Annotated in this window: 28 protein-coding genes; 19 read left to right on the top strand and 9 right to left on the bottom strand. The window is 33.1% G+C overall.

Going from position 1 to position 25,721, the window contains the following annotated elements:
• The first annotated feature begins 25 nt into the window (after positions 1-25).
• The 10 genes from deoC to RC62_RS10395 all read left to right on the top strand — a co-directional run bounded on the left by deoC (position 26) and on the right by RC62_RS10395 (position 8,221).
• The gene (gene deoC / locus RC62_RS10440) at positions 26-769 is read left to right on the top strand and encodes a deoxyribose-phosphate aldolase (RefSeq protein WP_055095175.1); all 744 of its coding nucleotides are present in this window, start codon (positions 26-28) and stop codon (positions 767-769) included.
• Between the two features lie 18 nt (positions 770-787).
• Positions 788-2,908 carry an energy transducer TonB gene (locus tag RC62_RS10435; protein WP_055095150.1) on the top strand — a complete coding sequence of 707 codons (2,121 nt, stop codon included), beginning with the start codon at positions 788-790 and terminating at the stop codon, positions 2,906-2,908.
• A 159-nt stretch (positions 2,909-3,067) separates the two neighbouring features.
• Positions 3,068-3,970, top strand: coding sequence for a heme o synthase (cyoE, locus tag RC62_RS10430; RefSeq protein ID WP_055095149.1), 903 nt, complete (start codon positions 3,068-3,070; stop codon positions 3,968-3,970).
• A gap of 2 nt (positions 3,971-3,972) precedes the next feature.
• Positions 3,973-4,569 carry a heme-copper oxidase subunit III gene (locus tag RC62_RS10425; protein WP_055095148.1) on the top strand — a complete coding sequence of 199 codons (597 nt, stop codon included), beginning with the start codon at positions 3,973-3,975 and terminating at the stop codon, positions 4,567-4,569.
• A gap of 42 nt (positions 4,570-4,611) precedes the next feature.
• On the top strand, positions 4,612-5,595 hold the full coding sequence (locus RC62_RS10420; RefSeq protein WP_055095147.1) for a cytochrome c oxidase subunit 3: 984 nt from the start codon (positions 4,612-4,614) through the stop codon (positions 5,593-5,595).
• Between the two features lie 18 nt (positions 5,596-5,613).
• Entirely contained in the window at positions 5,614-5,964 is a 351-nt protein-coding gene (locus tag RC62_RS10415) for a cytochrome C oxidase subunit IV family protein (protein ID WP_055095146.1), read from the top strand.
• Between the two features lie 78 nt (positions 5,965-6,042).
• A complete protein-coding gene (locus tag RC62_RS10410) occupies positions 6,043-6,684 on the top strand; it encodes a hypothetical protein (RefSeq protein ID WP_055095145.1) in 642 nt (213 codons plus the stop codon).
• Positions 6,685-6,694: 10 nt separating this feature from the next.
• Complete coding sequence (locus RC62_RS10405) at positions 6,695-7,384, top strand: SCO family protein (protein ID WP_055095144.1); 690 nt, start codon at positions 6,695-6,697, stop codon at positions 7,382-7,384.
• A gap of 2 nt (positions 7,385-7,386) precedes the next feature.
• Complete coding sequence (locus RC62_RS10400) at positions 7,387-7,926, top strand: DUF420 domain-containing protein (protein WP_055095143.1); 540 nt, start codon at positions 7,387-7,389, stop codon at positions 7,924-7,926.
• Between the two features lies 1 nt (position 7,927).
• Positions 7,928-8,221 (top strand): hypothetical protein, encoded by a 294-nt coding sequence (locus RC62_RS10395; protein ID WP_410501012.1) that lies wholly within the window; start codon positions 7,928-7,930, stop codon positions 8,219-8,221.
• A 24-nt stretch (positions 8,222-8,245) separates the two neighbouring features.
• On the opposite strand, the gene RC62_RS10390 is transcribed toward RC62_RS10395, so the two are convergent.
• On the bottom strand, positions 8,246-9,652 hold the full coding sequence (locus RC62_RS10390; RefSeq protein ID WP_055095141.1) for a DUF4403 family protein: 1,407 nt from the start codon (positions 9,650-9,652) through the stop codon (positions 8,246-8,248).
• Between the two features lie 175 nt (positions 9,653-9,827).
• Between RC62_RS10390 and RC62_RS10385 the strand changes: the two genes are divergently transcribed.
• The 7 genes from RC62_RS10385 (at position 9,828) to tsaB (ending at position 17,721) form a co-directional block, all read left to right on the top strand.
• Complete coding sequence (locus RC62_RS10385; RefSeq protein WP_055095140.1) at positions 9,828-10,529, top strand: ABC transporter ATP-binding protein; 702 nt, start codon at positions 9,828-9,830, stop codon at positions 10,527-10,529.
• The gene (locus RC62_RS10380; protein WP_055095139.1) at positions 10,522-11,766 is read left to right on the top strand and encodes an ABC transporter permease; all 1,245 of its coding nucleotides are present in this window, start codon (positions 10,522-10,524) and stop codon (positions 11,764-11,766) included. Before RC62_RS10385 ends, RC62_RS10380 begins: the two co-directional genes overlap by 8 nt.
• 2 nt (positions 11,767-11,768) lie before the next feature.
• Positions 11,769-13,034 (top strand): ABC transporter permease, encoded by a 1,266-nt coding sequence (locus RC62_RS10375; protein WP_055095138.1) that lies wholly within the window; start codon positions 11,769-11,771, stop codon positions 13,032-13,034.
• A 38-nt stretch (positions 13,035-13,072) separates the two neighbouring features.
• Complete coding sequence (locus tag RC62_RS10370; RefSeq protein ID WP_055095137.1) at positions 13,073-14,188, top strand: efflux RND transporter periplasmic adaptor subunit; 1,116 nt, start codon at positions 13,073-13,075, stop codon at positions 14,186-14,188.
• Between the two features lie 79 nt (positions 14,189-14,267).
• Entirely contained in the window at positions 14,268-15,653 is a 1,386-nt protein-coding gene (locus tag RC62_RS10365) for a TolC family protein (protein ID WP_055095136.1), read from the top strand.
• Between the two features lie 6 nt (positions 15,654-15,659).
• A complete protein-coding gene (locus tag RC62_RS10360) occupies positions 15,660-16,952 on the top strand; it encodes an efflux RND transporter periplasmic adaptor subunit (RefSeq protein WP_055095135.1) in 1,293 nt (430 codons plus the stop codon).
• A 94-nt stretch (positions 16,953-17,046) separates the two neighbouring features.
• Positions 17,047-17,721, top strand: coding sequence for a tRNA (adenosine(37)-N6)-threonylcarbamoyltransferase complex dimerization subunit type 1 TsaB (gene tsaB / locus RC62_RS10355; RefSeq protein WP_055095134.1), 675 nt, complete (start codon positions 17,047-17,049; stop codon positions 17,719-17,721).
• A gap of 5 nt (positions 17,722-17,726) precedes the next feature.
• Here the strand turns inward: tsaB and RC62_RS10350 are convergent, their stop codons facing one another.
• From RC62_RS10350 to RC62_RS10340, 3 genes are all read right to left on the bottom strand, one after another.
• On the bottom strand, positions 17,727-18,539 hold the full coding sequence (locus RC62_RS10350; protein ID WP_055095133.1) for a mechanosensitive ion channel family protein: 813 nt from the start codon (positions 18,537-18,539) through the stop codon (positions 17,727-17,729).
• Between the two features lie 89 nt (positions 18,540-18,628).
• Positions 18,629-19,036 (bottom strand): hypothetical protein, encoded by a 408-nt coding sequence (locus RC62_RS10345; RefSeq protein ID WP_055095132.1) that lies wholly within the window; start codon positions 19,034-19,036, stop codon positions 18,629-18,631.
• A 144-nt stretch (positions 19,037-19,180) separates the two neighbouring features.
• Positions 19,181-20,080 carry a NifU family protein gene (locus RC62_RS10340; protein ID WP_055095131.1) on the bottom strand — a complete coding sequence of 300 codons (900 nt, stop codon included), beginning with the start codon at positions 20,078-20,080 and terminating at the stop codon, positions 19,181-19,183.
• 143 nt (positions 20,081-20,223) lie between these two features.
• Here RC62_RS10340 and RC62_RS10335 point away from each other — a divergent pair, with 143 nt between their 5' ends.
• Together RC62_RS10335 and RC62_RS10330 are read left to right on the top strand one after the other, a co-directional pair.
• On the top strand, positions 20,224-21,213 hold the full coding sequence (locus RC62_RS10335; protein ID WP_055095130.1) for a type IX secretion system membrane protein PorP/SprF: 990 nt from the start codon (positions 20,224-20,226) through the stop codon (positions 21,211-21,213).
• Between the two features lie 9 nt (positions 21,214-21,222).
• Positions 21,223-21,741, top strand: a complete 519-nt coding sequence (locus RC62_RS10330) for a gamma carbonic anhydrase family protein (RefSeq protein WP_055095129.1) — start codon at positions 21,223-21,225, stop codon at positions 21,739-21,741.
• Position 21,742: 1 nt separating this feature from the next.
• Here RC62_RS10330 and RC62_RS10325 read toward each other — a convergent pair whose 3' ends face one another.
• The 5 genes from RC62_RS10325 to RC62_RS10305 form a co-directional block, all read right to left on the bottom strand.
• A complete protein-coding gene (locus RC62_RS10325; RefSeq protein ID WP_055095128.1) occupies positions 21,743-22,459 on the bottom strand; it encodes a LytR/AlgR family response regulator transcription factor in 717 nt (238 codons plus the stop codon).
• Positions 22,460-22,561: 102 nt separating this feature from the next.
• Positions 22,562-23,275, bottom strand: coding sequence for an intradiol ring-cleavage dioxygenase (locus tag RC62_RS10320; protein ID WP_055095127.1), 714 nt, complete (start codon positions 23,273-23,275; stop codon positions 22,562-22,564).
• A gap of 12 nt (positions 23,276-23,287) precedes the next feature.
• Positions 23,288-24,391: a sensor histidine kinase gene (locus RC62_RS10315; protein WP_055095126.1), complete on the bottom strand. Its 1,104-nt coding sequence runs from the start codon at positions 24,389-24,391 to the stop codon at positions 23,288-23,290.
• Entirely contained in the window at positions 24,392-24,712 is a 321-nt protein-coding gene (locus RC62_RS10310; RefSeq protein ID WP_245176811.1) for a DUF4907 domain-containing protein, read from the bottom strand.
• Position 24,713: 1 nt separating this feature from the next.
• Entirely contained in the window at positions 24,714-25,721 is a 1,008-nt protein-coding gene (locus RC62_RS10305; RefSeq protein WP_055095124.1) for a Kelch repeat-containing protein, read from the bottom strand.

Genomic DNA, 25,721 nt, shown 5'->3' with positions numbered 1-25,721 from the left:
GTATTTTTGTCGCAACTCTACAATTATGAATGTTAAGCAATATTTAGATTCTACGTACTTAAAAACTGCTGCTCAGGCCGGACTTTCGGAAACTGAGAATAATATTGTAGTAAAAACTGCCATCGAAGAAGCAATTCTTGAAGGTTTTAAACTTATTATGATTAGGCCGGAACATGTTGCCCTGGCCAAAGAAATGATTTTAAAAGCCCACTCTGCTTTACTTGTAGGTACTGTAATTGATTTTCCCGAAGGAAAGGAAAGTTTAGAAACTAAAATTAAAGAAGCAAATAAAGCAATCGAAGACGGAGCAGATGATCTGGATTTTGTTTGTAATTATGAAGCTTTTAAAAATGGGGATATTGCATTAGTAAAACAAGAAATTTTAATAGGAAGCCAAATTGGTTTAGCAAATAATAAAACAGTAAAATGGATTATTGAAGTTGCAGCTTTAACGGATAAAGAAATTATTCAGCTTTCGGCTTTGATAAAAAATGTTGTAATATCTCATTTTAAAGAAGAGGATTATGGATCTGTGTTTGTGAAATCATCAACAGGTTTTTATAAAACGGAAAATGATTTACCAAACGGAGCAACTATTCCAACTATTATAATCATGCTCGAAAATGCATCACCTTTGCCGGTAAAAGCTGCTGGAGGAGTCCGGTCTTACGAAGATGCAATAGAAATGATTCGTTTAGGCGTTAAACGTATCGGAACTTCGGCTGCAAAAGCAATTGCGAACGGAGAAAATACCACAAATCAATATTAACTGAAAACATACATCTGCGTGAATAAGATTTTTCTATCTTTTATTTTGACATTATCAGCCTTATACGTTTTTTCTCAAGAATCAAATACTTCAGTTAAACCGGGTTTTACATCAGAACAATTTCCTGTTTTTTCTAATTGCGAAAATTTGCAATCAAAGAAACTGGAAGACTGTTTTTATAAAGAAGTTCAGGATTTTGTTTTTAACAATTTTGCAGTTCCTGAAAATTTAAAACAGTCAAATTATAGAGGAGAAGTAAAAGTACTTTTTGAGGTAGATGCAAATGGAGAGTTTAAAGTGATTTATGTAAATGCTGCAAACGATGCATTATCAGAAGAAGCAAAACGGGTTTTTGGAAAATTCCCTAAAATAAAACCTTCTACTTATAACGGAAAACCTACGTATTCTAAATATACTATTTCAATAGATATTCCATTAAAAAGCTCAGGGCAAATTGCGGAAGAGGCTTTGGCAGCTGCCCAAATTTTGAAACCTGCCCAAAAACCAATGACAGAACTGGATAGTATTGTGTATAAAAAATACAATAATCCGGAATTCGAAAGTCATTTGAATATTCCGTTTTCTCATAGCTATTATGCACAATTTGACGGTGCCATGAATCAGGTTGGAAGTAATAATCATACCGCTTCTAAGCCTTATACTTATGCCGAGGTTTCAAAATACTACAATTTAAAAGAAGTAAACCAGTCCCTTCATAAAAATGTTTCGACCTGGCTTGGAAGAAAATTCTGGAATGAAAATCTTGTTCAGATTCAGGGAGAAGATTACTGGCTGGCATTAAATCCTATTCTTGATTTGCAAATGGGTAAAGCTTCAGATCTTGATGCGTCATATACTTACGTAAATACGCGCGCCTTAAATTTTAGAGGTGGTTTAGGTAAAAACCTTAATTTTACCACTACCGTTTTTGAAAGTCAGGGACGATTTGCAGGTTATTTTAATGATTATGCCGAAACATTAAAACCTTCAGGAGGTAATCCGGCAATTATTCCGGGAATGGGAATTGCAAAAAGATTTAAAACCGATGCCTACGATTTTCCTTTGGCTGAAGCTAATATTACCTATGTGCCAAGCAAATTTTTTGATTTACAGCTGGGTTACGGAAGAAATTTTATAGGAGACGGATATCGTTCTTTGTTTGAAAGTGATGGGGCAAGTCCTTATCCTTATTTTAAAATAAATACCAATTTCTGGAAAATAAAATATACCAATACCTATATGTGGCTTAAGGATGTTCGTCCTGATGTTACTTTAGAGAGAACATATGCAACAAAATTCATGGCGAATCATTACTTAAGCTGGAATGTTTCGAATAAGCTGAATTTAGGTTTTTTTGAGTCTGTAGTCTGGACAGATACTAATAATAGAGGTTTTGATATTAATTTTGTGAACCCAATTATTTTCTATCGTTCGGTAGAATTTTCGTCATCATCAAAAAGCGGAAATGCACTTTTAGGGATGTCTGGAAAATATAAGTGGAACAATAATGTTAATTTATATGCCCAGTTTTTACTTGATGAATTTTCGATAGGAGACATGGCAGGCGGAGAAAACAGCTGGACAAATAAATTTGGATATCAATTGGGTGCTAAATACTTTAATGCTTTTAAAGTAAAAGACTTATTGCTGCAGTTAGAGTACAATCATGTGCGTCCATATGTTTATTCGCATAGTGCTATTATTACGAATTACGGACATAACAATCAAAGTATTGGACACCAATGGGGAGGTAATTTTGAAGAACTTGTTGCGATTGCACGTTACCATAAAGGGCGTTATTATGCTGATGCTAAATTTACTGTTGGCAAACGAGGCCTGGATTTTGATACCGCTGAGAATAGCTATAATTACGGAGGTAATATTTATAAAAGTTATGACCTGGATCGACCTTATGATACAGGTGTAAAAGTAGGTCAGGGAAATAAAACCAATATTTTTATAGCAGATATTCAGGGAGGTTATTTAATAAACCCCATGACTAATTTGAAATTTTTTGGAAGTTTCCTTTATAGAAATTTTGATCCAACACAAGAAACGGCAACTACATTTAAGCAAAATACAACCTGGTTTACTATCGGATTGCGTTCAGATATTTTTAATTGGTATTTTGATTACTAGTATTTTTAATAAGATTTTTCGAAATAATTGTGTTAAAGATTTGCAAGTCCTTATTTTGTAAAGGTTTTATTGAAAAAAATCTAATTTTATAGGTCAGTATTCTACAATCTAATTTGTACATTTGCACCACTCAAAAAAAACATACAAAATAATACTGTATTGAACGCTACTAAAAATACATTTTCAATAAAATCAATATTTAACGATTTCAAAGAGATTACAAAGGCTGGTTTAGCAATCAGTGTATTGTTTTCCTCGATAGCGGGATATTTGTTAGGTGTTAATGATGAGCATCCTTTTAAGTGGAGTGTTTTATTGGTTTTAATGATTGGCGGATACTGTATGGTTGGAGCTTCAAATGCTTTTAATCAGGTAATAGAAAAAGATATCGATTCATTAATGGATCGTACTAAAAATCGTCCGGTTCCTTCAGGACGAATGTCACCAAAAATGGCGTTGTTTGTAGCGAGTTTGTTGACCATTATTGGTATTGCATTGTTGTATACGATCAATGCAAAGTCAGCAATGTTTGCTGCAATTTCAATATTTTTATATACAAGCGTTTATACACCTTTAAAAACAGTAACTTCGTTATCAGTTTTTGTTGGTGCTTTTCCGGGTGCAATTCCTTTTATGTTAGGTTGGGTTGCGGCAACAGGAGAATTTGGTATCGAAGCAGGAACACTTTTTTTAATTCAGTTTTTCTGGCAATTTCCACATTTTTGGTCCATTGGCTGGTTTTTATATGAAGATTATGAAAAAGCGGGAATATTTATGTTGCCTACAGGAAAAAAAGACAGAAAAACGGCTTTACAGATTATTTTATATACAGTTTGGCTTATAATAGCATCATTACTTCCTTGTTTAGGATTTACAGGGCAATTGTTTATTACACCAATTGCAGCTGTAATAGTGTTCTTGTTAGGAGTATGGATGTTGTTTTATGCAGTGCGTTTGTATAAGTTACGAACACCAAAAGCGGCAAGAACATTAATGTTAGTAAGCGTTTCGTATATTTCGTTGCTGCAAATAGTATTTATAGTAGATAAATTTTTAAGATAGTTATGGAAATGACATTAACAAAAGACACGATAAGTGAAGAACAGGTAAGAAAATCAAAATCGGCTAAACTGATTTTGTTATTCGCAATGGTAAGTATGACCATGATGTTTGCCGGACTTACAAGTGCATTTGTAGTAAGTAAATCAAGAGCAGACTGGTTGAAGAATTTCGAATTGCCAACTGCATTTTATTATAGTACAGTAGTTATTATTGGTTGCAGTGTTACTTTTTATCTGGCAAAAAAAGCCATTCAAAAAGATAATAGAAGTGCAACTACAGCATTACTTTTAGGAACACTGGCTTTAGGGGTTTTATTTGTGGTTTTGCAATTTGTAGGTTTTGGACAAATTGTAAAAAGCGGTTATTATTTTACAGGAGAAGGTAGTTCTATTACTACAACATTTCTTTATGTCGTTACTGTTACGCACCTATTACACTTGGCTGGAGGTTTAATTTCACTTTTAATTATAATTTATAATCATTTTAAACAAAAATACAATTCGACTCAAACTCTTGGTATAGAACTAGGTGCGATGTATTGGCACTTTTTGGATTTATTGTGGGTATATTTATTTTTATTTTTATATTTCTTTAAATAAGAAAAAAACGTAAATTTGGGAACTTTTTAACGAATATCTTTTATGGAAGCGACAGTTACTACTGCAAACAACGAAAAAACTTGGGGAGGCGGACATGAGATCCAGCCATTAGGAGCTAGTTATGGTAAAATGATGATGTGGTTTTTTATCGTATCGGATGCCTTGACATTCTCTGGATTTCTGGCGGCTTATGGTTTTTCCAGATTTAAATTTATCGAAACTTGGCCTTTGGCTGATGAAGTGTTTACTCACTTCCCATTTATGCACGGTGTTTCGGCTCCAATGTATTATGTAGCCTTAATGACTTTTATTTTAATTTTCTCATCTGTAACAATGGTTTTGGCTGTTGACGCAGGTCACCAATTGAAAAAAACAAAAGTTGCAATTTATATGTTCTTAACTATTATTGGAGGTTTTATTTTCGTGGGTTCTCAAGCCTGGGAATGGAAAAACTTCATTAAAGGTGAATATGGTGCTGTTGAAACAGTAGGTGGAAGTTTATTGCAGTTTGTTGATAAAGATGGTAAAAGAGTTGCTCTTGAAGAGTTTGCTGTAAAATTACCAAATCAACCAGAACAACTTAGCAGAGCAAAAGCTAAATGGTTTATGGAAAGTGCAGAAACATTACCAACATATTCAGTAGCTGATGTTCAGGCAGGTTTTAAAGCGCATCCTGAATTATTAATAAGAACAGAACATCTTACAGCAGAAAAGAAAAAAACAGTTTTGTCAAGAGCAGAATCTGAAGCTCGTTTAAACCAGGCAAAATATGTTGTAGAAGGTGCTAACTTAATAAGAAATGAATACGGGAGTAAGTTATTTGCTGATTTCTTCTTCTTCATTACAGGATTCCACGGATTTCACGTATTTTCAGGAGTAATCATTAATATCATTATTTTCTTTAATGTATTATTAGGTACTTACGAAAAAAGAAGAAGCTACGAAATGGTAGAGAAAGTTGGTTTATACTGGCACTTTGTCGATTTAGTTTGGGTATTTGTATTTACAGTTTTCTACTTAGTTTAATTTTAGATTTTAATTATTATGTCACACGAACACGTATCAAATACAAAAAGAATCTGGTTTGTTTTTGCATTATTATCAGCAGTAACTACAGTAGAAGTTATTCTGGGTATTATAAAACCAGCATCATTAGAGTTTAATCATTTTGTAGGTTTGAATTTGTTGAACTGGATATTTTATATCCTTACAATATTCAAAGCATATTATATAGTATGGGCATTTATGCACATGGAAGGTGAAAAAAGCAGCCTTAGATGGTCAGTTGTTTCACCAGTTATTTTCCTAGTTTTATATTTATTGTTTATTCTGCTAACAGAAGGACATTATATTTATGGGGTTTTTAAAGATTCTACTATTAAATGGAATTTTTAACATGATATTAATTCGAAAAGAGTCCCGATAACATCGGGATTTTTTTATTTTTGTACCTCAATAACTTCCGGTAATAAAATGAAAAAAAATATAGTTCTCTTTGTACTTTTTGTTTTGCCAATTGTAGCCTATTTGTTTTTTGCTTCTGGTGTAAATAGCTTTACTAAACTTCCAACAATAACTCCTAAAATTGCCGACTTTGGTAATTGGAAATCCCTTAAAGGGGAAAAAGTAACCTTAGATAATAAAATTACCATTCTTGGTTTTTCAGGAAATGAGATTTTAAAAAACAGAGGGAATTTCTTCAATCTAAACGAAAAAATATATCAGCGTTACAACGGATTCAAAGATTTACAATTTGTAGTTGTCTGCCCTTTGGGAACAGAGAAAGATGCAGAGAAAATTGTAGAATCTTTAGGTGCTTTTACAGATGTTTCAGGATGGCATTTTATTTTTGCTTCTCCTGATGAAATTAAAGCCTATCATGAACAATTGCATCTAAAAGGAAAATTAGATCAGAATCTGGGAACTTCAAATGTTTATATTGTAGACAAGGAAAGAAATCTAAGAGGTAGAAAAGATAAAGATGAATATAAAGAAGGATATAATACTTTTCATCCTTCTGAGTTGAGTAACGAAATGCTTGATGATTTTAAAATCATATTATATGAATATCGTGCAGCATTAAAAAAGAATCACAACGCAACAAAACAACTTTAATCTTTATATCATGTTTAAAAATAAATCATATATCGGAATTTCGTTTATTATTTTAATCTTCGGGATTTATGCTGTGCCTAAAATTATTGACAGAATAACAAATGGTGAAGTTGTAAAAGGTAACCGTTTAGATAATGTGGGATTAAAAGGGTCTAAGTCTGATGCGAAACTTATGACAATAGGACCGGCACCTAAATTTGATTTAACAAATCAGGATAATGCTAAAATTTCTAATGAAACTTATAAAGGTAAAGTATATGTTTTGGAATTTTTCTTTACAACTTGCCCATCAATTTGTCCTAAGATGAATTTAAGCATGTTAGAAATTGAAAAAACATTTTTTGGTAATCCAAATTTCGGGATTGTTTCCATTACTATCGATCCTAAACATGATACACCACAAGTTTTAAAAGATCATGCCAAGTTATTAGGTGTAAAGTCTTCTAACTGGAATTTCCTGACAGGTGATAAAGCTACTATCATGGATTTATCAAACAAAGGCTTTAATCTTTATGCTGGTGAGAATGATAAAGTAAGTGGTGGTTTTGAGCATTCCGGTTTGTTTGCCTTAATTGATAAAGATGGAAATATTCGCTGCAGAAAAGATGAATTTGGGAATCCAAACATCTATTATGACGGATTGGATAAAAAAGGAGTTAGAGATATTCAGGAAGATATTAAAATATTATTAGAAGAATAAAAATGGAAGATCATTCATTAGAAAAAAAATACAGCAAACTTATTGTTGCAGTTTCAATCATTATTCCCGTTGTAGTGGCAATTTTATTTGGAGTTAAATTAAAAGATTTTGGGATCAATGTAGAACCGCTTTCCTTTCTTCCTCCTATTTACGCTACCACAAACGGTATTACAGCGATTGTTTTGGTCTGGGCTGTAATTGCTATTAAAAACGGAAAACAAAAACTTCACGAACGTTTAATGACTTTTGCTATTGCACTTTCGGTTGCTTTTTTAGTAATGTATGTAGCATATCATATGACAGCTGATTCTACTAAATTTGGTGGAGAAGGAGCAATACGATATGTTTATTTCTTTATTTTGGTGACTCATATCTTATTGTCTATTGCAATAATTCCTTTAGTACTAATTACTTATGTAAGAGCTCTTGCACAACGTTTTGACAGACATAGAAAAATAGCTAAAATAACATTTCCACTTTGGCTGTATGTTGCGGTTACTGGCGTAGTGGTTTACTTAATGATTTCTCCTTATTATGTTTAAAATGGAAAATAGAATAAAGAATAAAGAAAATAGATTGGAAAATGTGGGGAATAATATAAAGAGAAGCTCGTCGACTAAATATATTTATATTCTATTCTCTTTTTTCTTTTCTCTCGCGGCTAGTGCCCAATGTGCGATGTGTCGCGCTGCACTTGCAGGAGATTCGAATGTAAAAAAAGCCGAGGCAGTAAATAACGGAATAGTGTATTTGATGGTGATTCCTTATTTACTCGTTGCCATAATTGGATATCTGATTTACAGAATGTACCAATCAAAAAAGAAAAAAGCAGAATAATTATTCTGCTTTTTTTTTGCTTTATTATTTCAATCCGTCCACAGAGACATTTACAGTCCCGTTTATTTTTATAAAAGCGATAATCGCCTGATTGGTCAACTGGATTTTATCAAACTGGATATCTTCTATTTTCCCATTTACGAAAACGCCCGGCATTGGTGAATAGTTTTTGAGATAAGCCGCCATGCTTTTTTTTCCTTCTTCTAAATTTGGCTGAATCGAATATCGACAGCTTTCTTCCATTTTTCTTAATATATAGCCTTGGCCCAACCAGCTTGCTGTTCTCATTAGTTTGCTTTTTGTATCCAGAACATAATCGAGTTTTTCAAAGTAAATCTCTTTTGTTTGAGCATTATATTGCGGAAATCCGTTTAAGTAAAGTGTTCCGTTTATAGAACCTAAAACATCAAGAGCAATAACCATCTTGCCATCTTTATGCCAGATAGAAACATTTTTTACCGTAATTTTTTTGCTTCCGGAACCAAATTCCTGTCCTGCGAAATTTGTGGTCATGATTTTCGAAGCATCAATATAAGTTGATATCGCTGCAATATTAGCTGAAATTTGATTTGGGATTTTTGCTACCGGCTTCAAAACAATTTTACTGGCATTGAATTTAGATTCGGGTTGTTTGCCCACAATGGTTTCCATATTACATTTCATTCCCATGTCTAACAAAAACAAATCATTCTTGAGTTTTGCATTTGTAGAGTAAACTTCGACAGGCACAATTCTTAACCAGCTTTCATATGTATCGCTCATCTTGAACGGAGTACATATTTTTTCTAACGCCGATAAAACGTTCGGCTTAAAATCCATTGATTTTTCGATTGCTTCGTCTATTTTCTTTTCAATTTTTGATTTAAAAATAGAAATTGCCGGATTTACTAAATAAGTTATTGGCATACTTTTTCCAAATACAAGCATTGTTGGGCTTTCGTTCCAGTCTAATGATCTGAACTCAGTTTTTGTATTGAGTTTCCAGTTGGTCAAAGCTACTTCACTGGATAAAGTAATCACACCATTTAAGTTAAATTCTCTAATATCGTAAAGATCAACACCAAGTTTTTTGGTGCCAATACGGTATTTTACGGTGGCTTTTAATGGTAAAATTGTTTTTATCTTTTTATCCGGATTTGCAGGATCATTCTGAATTTTGATAGGAGCCTGTTTCCAGATTTTCATTTCGATATCATCATCCTCAATATTATTGTCTTCATAAATTAAACCATTCAGTAAAGAATTGGTTTGATTTTGAATGTCATTGAGTTTTACCGTTATAGGTAAATTGATAAAGGACGGATTTGCGTCATAAACCAGTGGACTTGCATCGTCTGGTTCCGGTTTTAAAGTTTCTAATTTTTGAGATGTAGAACAGCTTGTAAGCAGCGTAAGTGCTGTAAACAGAGATAGAATTGAAAAAAACTTCATCGTTAAGATTTTTTAAGTGATGCAAAATTAAGAAAACAATTATATTATCTTAAAAAAGTGTAACAATTGATATAGAATTGAGTCTTATTGTAATAACTAAGCGGAATTATTAACGTTTTTTTACCATAAATTACTTATAAAAAATGTTATTATTGTTTTAAAATTTAACAGTACCATGATCGAAATCAAAGATTTACATAAATCCTATAAAATGGGAAGTTCAGAATTACACGTGTTAAAAGGAATCAATTTTAATATCGAGGAAGGCGAATTAGTGGCAATTATGGGATCATCCGGATCTGGAAAATCTACGCTTTTAAATATTCTGGGAATCCTTGATGAAGCAGATTCAGGCAGTTATATTTTAGATAAGACTCCAATAAAGAATCTAAACGAAACGATAGCTTCAAGATATCGCAATAAATTTTTGGGATTTGTATTTCAGTCTTTCAATTTAATAAACTACAAAACGGCACTTGATAATGTTGCAATGCCTTTATACTATCAAGGTATAAAGCGAAAAGAACGTTATGAAATTGCTATGAAATATTTAGAGAAAGTAGGTTTGGGTTCGCATTCTCACCATTTACCAAATGAACTTTCGGGAGGTCAGAAACAACGTGTTGCAATTGCCCGTGCATTAGCTTCAAACCCAAAAGTTTTGCTGGCAGATGAGCCAACAGGAGCTTTGGATACTAAAACCTCTTATGAAGTTATGGAACTTATTCAGGGAATTAACGATGAAGGAAAAACAATTTTAATTGTTACGCACGAACCGGATATTGCTGCGATGTGCAAAAGAAATGTGGTCCTGAAAGACGGATTAATTATAGATGATAAATTGGTAGAACAAGTTAGAGCGGCATCTTATGTTTAATATTGAGCGTTGGCAGGAAATATTTGAAGCAATTTCTAAAAACCGACTAAGAACATTTCTTACCGGAATTTCTGTGGCTTCAGGTATTTTTATTTTGGTGATTTTGCTTGGTGCAGGTAAAGGACTTCAGAACGGAATTCAGAAACAATTCGAAAATGATGCTGTAGGAATTATCGAAATTTGGACCAATACAACTACAAAAGAATATAAAGGATTGAATCCGGGAAGACAAGTGCAGCTGCGAAATAGCGATTATGATCTTCCGGTAATGAAATTTGGGGATCAAATCGATAAAAAATCTGCTACAAATATTACCCGTGGTGTAATCGTAACCTACGGTAAAGAATCTGGAAACTATCAATACAGAGGAGTAAATCCTGATTATTTAGACATAGAAAACGGAACTATAATTCAAGGAAGATTTTTAAACGATAATGATTTAAAAAACAATGAAAAAGTGACTGCAATAGGTTTAAAACTTAAGCAGGATATATTTAAGGAAGAAGACGCGATTGGAAAAGAAATTTCAGTAAACGGAATTAATTTTAAAGTAATTGGAGTCTTTACAGATCCTTCGGGAGAGAGAGAAGAGACCCGTTTGTATATGCCTATGACCACTATTCAGCGTGCTTATGGAGGTGGAGATAAAATTACAGGAATGATGTTCGTTTTAAATAAAAAAGCAGATTATGACGAAGCACTCGCACAATCTAAGCAATTTACAAATAATGTAAGGGAGCTATTAAAAAGTAAAAACATTATTGCCCCGGATGATGACAGCGCGATTGGAATTTATAACTCTGTACAAGAAGCAAAACAGTATTATGATTTAAACCTCTATATCAAATTATTTTTCTGGTGGGTTGGTATTTGTACCATTATTGCCGGAGTTGTCGGGGTAAGTAATATCATGCTTATTATAGTTAAAGAACGAACTAAGGAAATAGGAATCAGAAAAGCTTTGGGCGCATCCCCTTTTTCTATTATTTCGATGATACTTCATGAATCCATATTTATTACCACTATTGCAGGCTTTGTTGGACTGCTGGCCAGTTTGTTATTATTAGAATTTGTTGGGCCAATGGTTCAGAGTGAATATTTTAGAAATCCCGAGGTCGATTTTAGTGTGGCTTTGACAACACTTGTTTTACTGGTGTTTGCCGGTGCATTAGCAGGATTTTTTCCAGCATATCGAGCAGCCAAAATTAGACCTATTGTAGCACTTAGAGACGAATAATTATGTTTAAGAAAGATAATTGGGATGAAATTTTGCAGGCTTTAACAGCCAACGTTTTTAGAACGGTTTTAACGGCATTTGGTGTATTTTGGGGAATATTTATTCTGGTAATATTACTGGCTGCAGGAAATGGTTTAGAGAACGGGGTAAAAAAAGATTTTGACGGAATAGCCACAAATACCATGTTTATGTGGAGTCAAACCACTTCAAAAGCTTACAAAGGTTTGCCTAAAGTACGAAAATACGATTTTAGAAATAGTGATGTGGCAGCATTAAGAGCCGCTTTACCAGATTTGTTATATGTTTCGCCACGTAATCAATTAGGGGATTTTAACGGAACAAATAATGTCGTTCGTGGTACAAAAACTTCGGCGTTTACCATTTATGGAGATTATCCTGAATTGATCAAGCAACAACCAATGGATATCATAAAAGGACGTTTTATAAACCAACAGGATATTAAGGAAAGACGAAAAATAGCTGTAATAGGAAAAGGTGTTATTAGTGAATTATACGGAAAAGAAGAAGAAGCCGTGGGAACTTACATAAAAGTCAACGGAATCAATTTTATGGTAGTTGGGGTTTACAACTCAAAAAGAACCGGTGGAAACGCAGAACAGGAACAAAAAAATATCTTTTTACCCTTTACTACTTTTCAGCAGGCTTTTAATTATGGTGATAAAGTGGGTTGGATGGCCATTACATCAAGAGATGAAGTTTCTATTACAGATTTGAAACCAAAAATTTTAGAACAGATAAAAATCCTGCATTCCATAAACCCAAAGGATGATCGTGCTGTAGGAAACTTCGATTTATATGAACAATATAATAAAGTGCAAAGTTTGTTTAATATATTACAAATCATTGCTTATTTTGTAGGAACTTTGGTTCTGATTTCAGGGGTTATCGGAATCTCAAATATTATGCTTATTGTGGTTAAAGAGCGTACAAAAGAAATTGGGATTCGAAGAGCTTTAGGAGCAACACCGGGAGCTATTCGTGGTCAGATTTTGTCTGAGTCCATCTTTTTGACGATTATTTCAGGAATGCTTGGTATTGCCGTTGCAACCGGAGTTATTGCAATCTTAAATATGATATTAGATTCTATGCCGCCGGATAGTAATATGATGTTTGCCAACCCAAGCGTAGATTTAAGAGTTGTATTTGTTGCCTTAATAATATTAGTAGGATCAGGTTTGCTGGCAGGATTTATCCCGGCGCAGACTGCAATTAATGTAAAGCCCGTAGACGCTTTACGTACAGAATAAATTATCAATCAAAAATAATCGATTAAACCAAAAACAAAATGAAAAAAGGAATAACCGTAACCATTTTAATCTTTATTGCTATAGTTTTCTTTGGCGCACTGTATTATTTGTATGCCAAAAATCAAGAGTCCCCAATTGTCTTTAAAACTGAAAAAGCAGAGATTAAAACAATCGTAAAAACTACAATTGCAACTGGTAACATTCAGCCTGATGAAGAGGTCTTAATCAAACCTAATATTTCAGGTATTATTGAAGAAGTGTATATCAAAGCCGGAGAGAAAATCAAGGCAGGGGATATGATTGCCAAAATTAGAGTTGTAGCGAATGTATCAAATGTAAGCAACACTCAAAATCAGGTGCAAACAGCTAAAATTGCTTTGGATAATCAGGAAAAAATCTATAAAAGACAAAAAACGTTGTTTGATAAAGAGGTAATTTCTGCAAACGATTTTGATGCAGCGCAATTAGCGTATACACAAGCCAAACAAAACTATCAGGCTGCTAAACAAAGTTTGGATATCGTAAAAACAGGAACAACTACATCATTAGGAAATTATGCCAACACCTTAATTCGTTCAACGGTTAACGGAATGGTATTGGCAGTTCCGGTAAAGGTAGGAAACCAGGTTATAGAAAGTAATAACTTTAATGAAGGAACAACAATTGCAAGTGTTGCAGATGTTGGAAGAATGATTTTTATTGGAAAAATTGACGAATCTGAAGTTGGTAAAGTAAAAGAGAAAATGCCAATCGAGATTACAGTCGGAGCAATTGAAAATAAAAAATTCAATGCTGTTTTAACTGATATAGCTCCAAAGGGAGTTGTTGAAAATGGTGCTATTCAGTTTGAAATTAAAGCTTCTCTTGAAAATAGGGATGCAACATTTATCAGAGCCGGTTTAAGTGCAAATGCTTCTATTATTTTAGACAAAGCAGAAAAAACATTAGCAATCAAAGAATCATTAGTTCAATTTGACAAAAAAACTCAAAAGCCATATGTTGAAATAGAAACAGCTCCACAAAAATTTGAAAGAAGAGATTTAGTTTTAGGAGTTAGTGACGGAATTTATGTTCAGATTAAAAGCGGGGTAAAGGATTCAGATAAAATTAAGATCTGGAATCAGGGTTTGATCAATGAAGGAGAAAAAAAATAATTTGAAAGTATAAAGAGTTTTTGAGATTTAAAAATTGTTAAATTTGCGTAGCATCTTGCTATGCTTTCATTCAAAATATATGAAAATAAATAAATATAATAGTCTTGTTTTTGCCATGCTGTTCGGTTTTGGTTTATCGACTCAGGCACAATCAAAACAATGGACATTAGAAGAATGCGTACGTTATGCATTAGATAATAATATCACAATAAAATTATCAGAGCTAGATGTAAAAAATGCTGCAATTGATAAAAAAGGAGCATTAGGGAGTTATCTTCCATCAGTAAGCGGAAGTGCTTCACACTCCTGGAATATTGGTTTGAACGTTAACCCTGTTACCAATATTGCTACTACCCAAACAACGCAATATTCTTCATTAGGCGTTAATGCAGGTGTTGATATTTATAAAGGTCTGCAAAATCAAAACACTTATAGAAGAGCCAAACTTTCTATTATAGCGTCTCAATATCAACTTTTGAAAATGCAGGAAGACATTTCACTGAATGTAGCAAATGCATTTTTGGAAATTCTTTTTAATAAAGAAAATTTAAAAGTAAAAAAAGAGCAATTATCTATTGATCAAAAACGTTTGGCACGTTCAGAAGAAATGGTGAATGCAGGAACAATTCCGCGTGGCGATTTGTATGATTTAAAGGCTACTGAAGCAACAGATCAACAGGCGATTATTGTCGCTGAAAATAATTTGTTAATCTCTAAATTGAGTCTGGCACAGCTTTTACAATTAAAAGAGTTTGCGGATTTTGATGTAATTGACGATACAAATGCAAAAGATGAGAATAATATCATGGCACAAACTCCAGTTGATATTTACGCAAAAGCAAAAGAAATTAGAACAGAATTAAAACTGGCTCAGACAAACCTTGAAATTGCAGAAAAAAGCGTTGCTATTGCAAGAGGTGCTTTTCAGCCAACACTTAGAGGTTTTTACCAATTTAGTACAAGTGCAAGTTATAGTGACAGACTTATAGGAACAGATGGTAACGGAAATCCGGTTTATTCAGGACCACATTCAGTTTTAGATCAGTTTAGTGATAATAAAGGACACAATTTTGGTTTTCAGTTAAACGTTCCAATATTCAATGGTTTTTCTGTTAGAAATAATGTAGAGCGCAGTAAAGTAAGTTTAGAGAAATCTAAAATAGATTTAGAACAAAAAAGTTTAGATTTGCAACGTAACGTTTATACAGCTTTTACAGATGCTAAAGGCGCATTAAATGCATATGAATCATCAACAGTAACGTTAGAAGCAAGACAGCAAGCTTATAATTATGCTAAAGAAAAGTATGATGTAGGTTTAATGAATTCATTTGATTTTACGCAGGCACAAACATTGTTAACCAATGCACAGTCAGACGTTATCAGAACAAAATATGATTACATTTTTAAAATAAAAATACTTGAATTCTACTTTGGAATTCCAATTGTCCCAATTATCACAAAATAATTTATTATGTCAAAAAAAACAATTTATTTCTTACTTGGCGGTGCATTAGTTCTTATAATAGCTTTAGTTGCTCTTTCGAAAGCAGGAGTAATAGGAAATAAGGATGAAGGAAAAGAAGTAGAAGTTTCAAAAGTAGCTGCTTCAACAATCGTTGAAACAGTTTCAGCAACAGGTAAAATTCAACCGGAAATCGAAGTAAAACTTTCATCAATGGTTTCAGGTGAAATTATTGCATTGAATGTAAAAGAAGGTCAGGTTGTTAAAAAAGGAGACTTACTGGTAAAAATAAACCCGGATTTGTATACTTCAGGATTAGACAGATCTGTTGCAAATTTATCCGGTACCAAAGCGAGCTTAACACAATCAGAAGCAAACTATAAAGAAGCAAAAGCAAGTTACGAGCGTAATAAAACACTTTATGACAAAGGCGTAATTTCTAAGTCTGACTGGGATAAATCAATTGCTACTTTTGAAGTGGCAAAAGCGACAAAACAAAGTTCTTACTATAATGTTCAAAGTGCATCTGCATCTGTAACCGAAGCCAAAGATAATTTAGGACGTACCTTAATTTATGCACCGGCAGCCGGAACAATTTCTGTTTTAAATGTAGAGTTGGGAGAACGAGTTCTTGGAACACAGCAAATGGCAGGAACAGAACTTTTGCGAGTAGCAAACCTGAACAATATGGAAGTTGAAGTTGATGTTAACGAAAATGATATTGTAAAAGTAAAAATTGGTGATGAAGCAAATGTTGAAGTTGACGCTTATCTAAAAAAGAAATTTAAAGGTACTGTAACCAGTATTTCTAACTCAGCAAGTACAACTTTAACTTCAGATCAGGTTACTAATTTTAAAGTTAAAGTACGTATTTTAAAAGAATCATATCAGGATTTATTAGAAGGCCAGCCAAGCACTTATTCACCTTTTAGACCTGGAATGACTGCGACTGTTGATATTATTACAAGAACTAAAAACAATGTTTTGGCAGTGCCAATTAGTTCTGTTGTAGTAAAATCTGATACCACTGCCGTAAAAGATTTTAAAGTAGAAGAACCTAAGGATGACAAAAAAACAGCACCGAAAAGCGATAAAAAATTCGAATGTGTTTTTGTAAAAGTAGGCGATAAAGCTAAAATCAGAATCATTAAAACAGGAATTCAGGACGATACGAATATTGAAGTCCTTTCAGGATTACAAACCGGCGATGTTGTAATTACCGGACCTTACACAACGGTTTCTAAAGAATTAAACTCCGGCGATAAAGTAAAACTTAAAAAAGCTGATTTACCTAAGAAATAATATAGAATTTCTTTAAAGATATTGTCATCCTGAGCATTCTGAGAATTAGGGACGCTCAGGATGACATAAATAATTAATTTTAAAAATAAACACCTTGTCTTTTATACTTAATATAGAAACTGCTACTAAAAATTGCTCCGTATCCATTGCTAAAAATGGAGAAACAATTGTATGTAAAGAAATTGCTGAAGAAGGCTATTCACATGCTGAAAAGCTGCATGTTTTTATCGAAGAAGTAATAACAGAAGCAGGACTAAATATTCAGGATCTAAATGCTGTTGCAGTAAGTCAGGGACCAGGTTCATATACTGGTTTACGAATAGGGGTATCAGCAGCAAAAGGGCTGTGTTTTGCTTTAAATATACCTTTACTAGCAATTGATACACTGCACACTTTAGCGTCGCAGGCAAACGTTTCTGACGGAAAAATTATTCCAATGCTTGACGCAAGAAGAATGGAAGTTTACAGTGAAGTTTTTAATGCTGCATTAGAAGTTGAAAGAGCAATCGAAGCAGAAGTTATAACACAGGATTCCTTTGCAGATTATAGTGAGATAGTCTATTTCGTGGGTGATTGTGCAGATAAATGCAAACCGGTTCTAACAAAAGAAAACTTTGTATTTTTAGAAGAAATCAAATTTCCTTCAGCCGCTGCAATGAGTAAAATCAGTTATGATAAATATCAAAAAAGCGACACTGTAGATGTCGCTTATTTTGAACCATATTATTTAAAAGACTTCATGATGGCACCACCATCAAAAAAGCAATAAAACATTTATTTTTGAAGTGTAAAAGGCTGAATTGAAATTCCGGCCTCATCAAGGGCTATTTTGCAATTTTCAAGTGTTTCAGAAAAAACAGCTCCATAATTAGCATTTTTTGCCCACGGGCGTACAGCAAAATCTATAGAACTGGCAGATAAATTCTTGACAAAAACTTCTGGTGCAGGAGTTTTAAGTACTTTTGGATTTTTGACTAAAACATCTAAAAGAACCTCTTTTGCTTTCTTGATATCTGAGTCATAAGAAATAGAAAATGTCAAATCAGCTTTTCTTTCTCCCTGCATCGAATAATTGATTATTGTTCCGTTTGACAAAGCTCCATTAGGTACAAAAACAGTCTGGTTATTACCCGTAAGCATCTTAGTAACAAAAATTTGAATTTCGACTACAGTTGCAATAACACCTTGTGCCTCGATTGTATCGCCAACTTTAAAAGGTTTGAAAACGATAATTAACATTCCTCCCGCAAAATTAGAAAGAGAACCCTGCAATGATAAACCTACCGCAAGTCCCATTGCTCCTAAGATAGCAACAAATGACGAAGTCTCAATACCGAGTTTTGAAATAAAAGTTACAAATAATAAAATACGGAGTGCCCATATCAGGATGTCCGAGAGAAATTTTGTTAAAGTAGGATCTAAATTTCTTTGAACCATTACTTTTGTAATAACCCTGTTTATTAATCTGATGGCATAAATACCAACAAACAAAATAATAAACGCAGAGACTAATTTAGGTGCATAATCAACTAATACGTCAATAAATTTAGTGACATAATTGCTAATTTGATCTGGATTCATGTTCATGTTTTTTCGAATAAAAAAACCTTCTCAAAGAGAAGGCATATTAGTGGTGCAAATATAGAGATATTTTATTTTTATTAGAAAAAATGTCTTTATTCCTTATCCGTAATGGGATCGATATTTTTTTCTATTATAGTTTCTGTTTTTTCACTGGCATCTGTTGTGGTTTCTGCAACAGCAGTTTTTGTTTCGCCGGAAACTTCAGTTGTTTTTTCTTTTACAGAATCGATTACATCACTTAAAGAATCCGAAGCTTTTTCGACATATTCGCTTACAATGTCTTTTGCTTTATGGGCATATTCTACGGCATTATCTAATATTGGTTCTGCAGCTTCTTTTGCTTTTGCGATAGTTTCTTCAGCAAAAGTCTCTGCTTTCTCAATGTAAGGAGCGGCTGCTTCTTTAGCTTGCTCAAATTTAACCTCGGCTTCTGTTGTTAAATCTGAAGCAGAATCTTTGGCTGTGCCAAATAAATTCTTGAAAAATGAAGATAATCCCATAGTTTTATATTGATTAGTTTAGAATACAATATTAACTATTTTTATCTCATTATGATCTAATAATTTATTGAAAATTAAGCAGATAGGAATAAAATAAAAAAGCGTCCCATTTGAGACGCTTTCTGTATTTTTTAGAATAAAATATTATGCATTTACTGCTTCAACTTTTATTGCTTCATCGTTTAGCATACTTTTCAGCATATTTTCGATTCCGCTTTTTAATGTAAAAGTAGAAGAAGGACAACCGCTGCAAGCACCTTGCAGGATTACTTTAACCGTTTTATCATTCTCGTTATAAGAATCAAAAGCAATGTTTCCTCCATCAGCCGCAACTGCCGGTTTTACATACTCTTCTAATATATTAATAATTTGCTGAGAGGTAACATCTAACTTATCAAATGCTTCGTCTTTGGTAATATCATTTTTTGTAGCAACTTCAATTAAATTTTCATCTAAAACTGTTCCGCCATTTTCAATAAATTGTTTGATAAAAGTTCGAACTTCCAAAGTGATTTCATCCCAATCGTTAACATCATATTTAGTTACCGAAATATAATTCTCATCAATAAAAACTTCTTTTACATAAGGAAATTTGAACAATTCTTTTGCTAATGGAGAAGAAGCCGTCTGATCAATGTTTTTATATTCAACAGCATTTCTGGTCAACATTCTGCTTACCACAAATTTTAAAGCAGAAGGATTTGGAGTTGTTTCCCCATAAACGGTAATAGGTTGTTTTTTAGGTTGATTTTCGTCAACTTTTATTATAACGCCACCTTTTTCAACAAAAGATTCAATTTGCTCAGCAACAGCGTCTTTTACATCATCCCATTCTACGATGCTATATCTTTCGATCGCAATAAAGTTACCTGAAATATATACTGTTTTAACAAACGGAAGATAAAATAATTGTTGTGCTAAAGGTGATGATTGTGCTTCGTCAATATTTTTAAATTCAAAATTTTGATTTTGCGTGATGAAATCTTCAAATTCAAACTTTAGTATAGTTGGATTTTGAGTTTCTTTTATGGTGATTTTTGTCATGATTTGTAATTTTCCACAAATTTAGTAAAGTTATTTTCTACTAATACCTATATTTGATTTTTTAATAAAATAATTAAGACTCTTTTCAAATAAATCGTATTAAATTATAAGAGTCAGAAATATATTTAAACAAAATTGCCTTTATGGAATTTAGGATCAAGGTTTTATTTATTTTTTTAATAACAACATTTTATTCTTATTCCCAAGAAGGAATACCTGTTTATTCGGATTATTTATCAGATAATTATTACTTGATTCACCCGTCAATGGCCGGTGCAGCCAATTGTGCAAAAATTAGATTGACAGCCAGAAAACAGTGGTTTGGTCAGGAAGATGCACCTACACTTCAAACCTTAACTTTTAATGGGAGAATAGGGGAAAGGTCGGGAGCAGGAATTATTATTTTTAATGATAAAAATGGATATCATTCACAAAAAGGAGTAAAGCTTACTTATGCACATCATATTATGTTTTCCAGGGATGAACTCGATTTAAACCAACTTTCGTTTGGTATTAGTGGAGGCGTTATTCAGAGTCAGCTCGATGAAACTAAATTTGGAGGCACATTTGACCCCATAGTTTTTGGGCAGATTCAAAAAGATTCCTATTTTAATATGGATCTTGGAGCTTCGTATAATTATCTTGATTTTTATGCGCATGCAACGGTTCAGGGATTGCTTGAAACCAGACGTGAATTATATACAGATTACGAAAGCGATAATGTGAGAAAGTTTCTTTTAAGTGCAGGATATGTTTTTGGCAAAAGAAATATGATTACCTGGGAACCTTCAGTTTTATTTCAGTTATTTGATAAGACAAAAGAGAAATCTGTCGATTTAAACTTAAAAGCATACAAAAGCATGGATTTTGGAAGCTTATGGGCAGCATTATCCTATAGAAGAAGCTTTGATGGTACAGAATATAGTACTACAAGCGGTGTTGCAGCTCAAAAACTGCAATACATTACGCCAATAATTGGTATTAATTATAAGAATTTCATGTTTGCTTATACCTATTCACAAGTTACGGGCGATGTTAAATTCGATACAGGAGGATACCATCAAATTACTTTGGGTATCAATTTATTTTGTAAAAGGGAACGTTACGATTGTAATTGTCCGGCTATTAACTAAATTTTTATTATGCTTATTAAATCTGTAAACGGAAAAACGCCTTCGATTCCTGAGGACTGTTATGTTGCTGAAAATGCTACAATTGTTGGTGATGTTACTTTTGGTGATTCTTGCAGTGTTTGGTTCAATGCTGTAATTCGTGGAGATGTCAATTTTATTTCAATTGGCAATAAAGTAAATATTCAGGATGGTGCAATTATTCATTGTACGTATCAAAAACATCCAACGATTATAGGTAATAATGTTTCGATAGGACATAACGCAATTGTTCACGGATGTAAAATTCATGACAATGTTTTAATTGGTATGGGCGCTATTGTGATGGATAATTGTGTTGTAGAAAGTAATTCTATTATCGCTGCCGGAGCCGTTGTAACACAAAATACTGTTGTAGCATCAGGAACTATTTATGCCGGTGTTCCTGCAAAAAAAGTAAAAGACATTGATCAATCTGACTTTGCCGGCGAAATTGAGCGTATTTCAAACAATTATGTAATGTATTCCGGATGGTTTAAGAACGAAGAATAAACTACAAATTTATTCTTTCAAAAAAGGCATTTTTATAACTTTCGCTAATTGGTATTCTTTTATCACTGATCAAAACTTTATTTTTCTGAATTGATTTTACATGTTTTATATTGATGATATATGACCTGTGAATTCGGGAAAAACCTTTGCTTGAAAGTAAGTTTTCCAGTTTTATTAGACTGATTAATGTCAGTGTGAATTTATTATCCGTGGTGTATATTTTGACATAATCTTTTAGGCCTTCGATAAATAAAATATCCGAAAAATTCATTTTTACATTTTCATATTCAGCTCTTACAAACATAAAATCCTGTTCTAATTCCGGCGCAGTTGTATTTTCAGAAATGGCCTGGACATTAGCAGTTGGATTTAAAATTTGTTGTGCACGCACTACTGATTTTAAAAAACGATGAAAAGGGATGGGTTTTACTAAATAATCTACAGCACCAAGATTAAAACCTTCAACAGCATAATCAGAAAAAGCAGTTGTAAAAATGATCAAAGGCTTCTTTTCGATCGTATTTAAGAAATCAATTCCTGAAAAATGCGGCATCTGAATGTCCAGAAAAATTAAATCGACATTATTTTGATTGATAAATGAAACGGCATCAATAGCATTATTAAAAGTACTGATAAGTTCCAGCGCATCTACCTTTCGAACAAAATCTTCTAATAATTCAACTGCTAAAGGTTCATCGTCTATAATTACACATTTCATTTGTTGAAGTTTTAGATTTAAAATTTGGCTTGGTGCTCAAAAGTAGTTTTAAACCAGTAAAATAAGTTTTAAAATTATCATAAAATACTGGTTGAACTTAAATTATCCGTTTTTTACGGTTATTGTTTTGCTTAAAGTATAACCATCTGTTAGATTGCCGGTTAAGGTTGCTAATTCATCTGCTAAACTATCAGAAAACACATTGTCCTTAGTGTTAGAAGTATCAGCCTGACCGTGAGCAGCATAATTTGTACTCGAATAAACGGTACTTGAAATAGTTTCAGGAAATGCAATTTGCGTCACCAATAACGAAGATCCGCTACTGCTTAAAACTTCTACATGAACATGAGGCGCCCTGCCTTGATACCAACCCGGAAAAATCGAAATAAACGAAACTTCTCCTTTAGAATTTGTGGTTTGTCTGCCTCTTAAAAAATGAACAGCAGTATAATCTGTCTGCTGCATTGAGGTTCCGCCATATTCTGAATAATTTCCATCTTTATCACAATGCCAAACATCAACTAAAATACCGGAAAGCGGTGAACAATTATTGTTTTTGTTTTCGATAACTAAGTTAATCAGCAAAGCAACTCCAACACGATCAGATTTTATGTTTTCTAAAACCAATTGGCTCGGTGTTTTGATCGGGAACGGACCTTTAGTTTCTGATGGGGAAACAGTACAGCTTCCATCATCTGAAGAATTTGTACCACTATCATCATTATCACTTTTAGAACAGGATTCTAACAATTTAGAAGCTGTTGCTAACGATGCAATTCCTAAAATACCATTTCTGATGAATTTTTTTCTGTCCATAATCCGTTATGTTTAATGTATTGAAGTTTGAATTTTATCTAATTTTAAATTCAAATGCACGCGATAATATTCATTATCCTGAGTGATTTTAAGTTCGTGCGCATTTGGATAAAGCAAATCAAGTCGGTTTTGAATGTTTACCAAACCTATTCCTGAATTTTCAGGATCTTTAACATAGTTTTCAATCGTATTTTCGATCCAGAAATCAAGACTGTTTTCCAGAATAAAAATTTTGATCTTTACATGTGCCGCGCCTTTATAATCAGTTCCATATTTAAAGGCATTTTCTACAAACGAAATCAATAATAAAGGTTCAATAAACTTGTTGCGCGTATCGCCATGAACATTGATAACAATGTCTTCGATATTATTGAGTCGTAGTTTTTGCAGCTCAATATAATTCTGGATGTAATTGATTTCCTTTTCTAAAGCCACCGTTTTATTATCTGTTTCATACAGCATATAGCGCATTAATTCTGATAATGTTACGATGGCATCAGGGACCAAATCAGATTTTTTATGTGCCAGAGAATAAATACTATTTAAGGAATTGAATAAAAAATGCGGATTGGTTTGTTTACGCAAATAAATCAATTCAGTATTTGTTCTATGGGTTTCGGCAATTAATTTGTTTTGTTGATTGTTATAAAATTCGGTTAATGTTCTAATAATAGCACTAATAGTAATGATTAAGATATAGAAAAATGAAGGACCAATTTTAAAAAACAATGGCTGTCTGGTGGCCATTATAGCTCTGACGCGCTTTCCTTTAAATATTAATTTAAGATCTTCAGGAGGAGGGCCCATTGCGGGTCTTGTATGCCTAAATTCAGGAATAAAGTAATTAATCCGGATAATCATAAAAAGTAAAATGAGAGAAAATACAAATACAAAATAAAGCCAGTATTTTTTTTCTAAAAGTAACGCTGGAACCAAATAAAAATAGTTCAGATAAAACAGCAGAATTCCGGTAGACCATTGTACATAAAAGTCATTATTGATCCTAAACGGACTTTCATAAAACTGAATTAGTGAAGTCAGAATAAAGAAAACCCATATAATGCAATGGAATAAAATTTTATTTGAGCTTGTATTTTTAATGGTATCTAGTGTCATTTATAATTTTATTTTTAATAAAATTAAATCATTTTTGGTTACCGTTGGTGATATCTTATGATTGAGTTTTTCAGTCACTAAATTGGCCACTTTTAAGGCGTCGCTTTCTGTTGAAAAACTTTTAGTGTCATTTATTACCGGAATAACAGATTGTTTGATGATGATTTTATTTTTAAAGGCAACCGTATATCCCCAGCCTGTTGTGGTTTTAAAGGATGTACTTTTAAATTTCTCATGCTTTACACAAGCAGTAAATTGTAAAACCAATAAAATAAACAGTAAATTCTTCTGGATTTTACTCCAGAAGAATTGTTTTTTCATATTAATTATCATCGCTGTTTTGCTCTTCTAAAGGTTTAAATTCCCATGCGTCATCAAAGTAAGTAGAACCCACTCTTCCTAACATATAAAAACCACGATTATTGATCGCAAAACCTACGGCATCTGTTCTGCTGGCTCCTTCCATTGGAGTTCTTTCTGTCCATAAATCTGTAGCAGGATTATATTCCCAGATTGTCTTAATGCTTTCTCCACCCACAACATATCCCAATCCGTTCATAGAGAAACTCGAAGCATTTGAACGTACAATTGCATAATCGTCATTATAGCTGTAATCATCATCAGTGTCCTTGTCGATATCACGTTTTCTGGTCCAGACATCAGTGGCAGGATCAAACTCCCAGAAATCTTCCTGATAAACGCCATTGTTTATTCCGGTTCCTAAATAAACCTTATCAGCAATTACAAACGCAGTGGCATTACGTCTTTTATTGCCACTAAATCCGTTTACAAGTGTCCATGTATTTGTTACATCACTGTATTGATAGAAATCTTTAAGATAATTTCCGTCATATCCAGTTCCAAAATAAGCTTTTCCTCCAGCCTGAAATCCTACGGCAGCATAACGGCCCGTTCCTGCAAAATCAGTTTTTTGAGTCCAGCTATTGCTTGTTGGATCGTATTGGTAAAAATCTTTCAATTTATTTGTTCCATCATAACCAAGACCAATATATCCTTTTTCGTTAAGAGCAAAACTAGAAGCAGAACTTCTGCCAACACCTGTGAAATCTGCTTTTTGCTCCCAATAATCACCGGTAGAATTATAAGCCCATAAATCTTTTAAATAAACATCACCAGTATAACCTGTTGCTACATAAGCATAATCTCCAATAACAAAACTGGTAGCACTAGATCTTGCAGGGCCATCAAATGCTGATTTTTTAACCCAGTTCCCCATTAAATCATCATCGTCGTCGTCGTTGCTGCAGCCTATAAAAACCAGACTTGAAAACAATGCCGCGAATAATATTCCTTTTTTAAAATTATTCAT

The sequence above is a fragment of the Flavobacterium aquidurense genome (assembly GCF_001404985.1).
Classification (GTDB): Bacteria; Bacteroidota; Bacteroidia; order Flavobacteriales; family Flavobacteriaceae; genus Flavobacterium; species Flavobacterium aquidurense_B.
The sequence above is the reverse complement of the archived record's forward strand: the minus strand, read 5'-3'. Positions and strand labels throughout refer to the sequence as shown.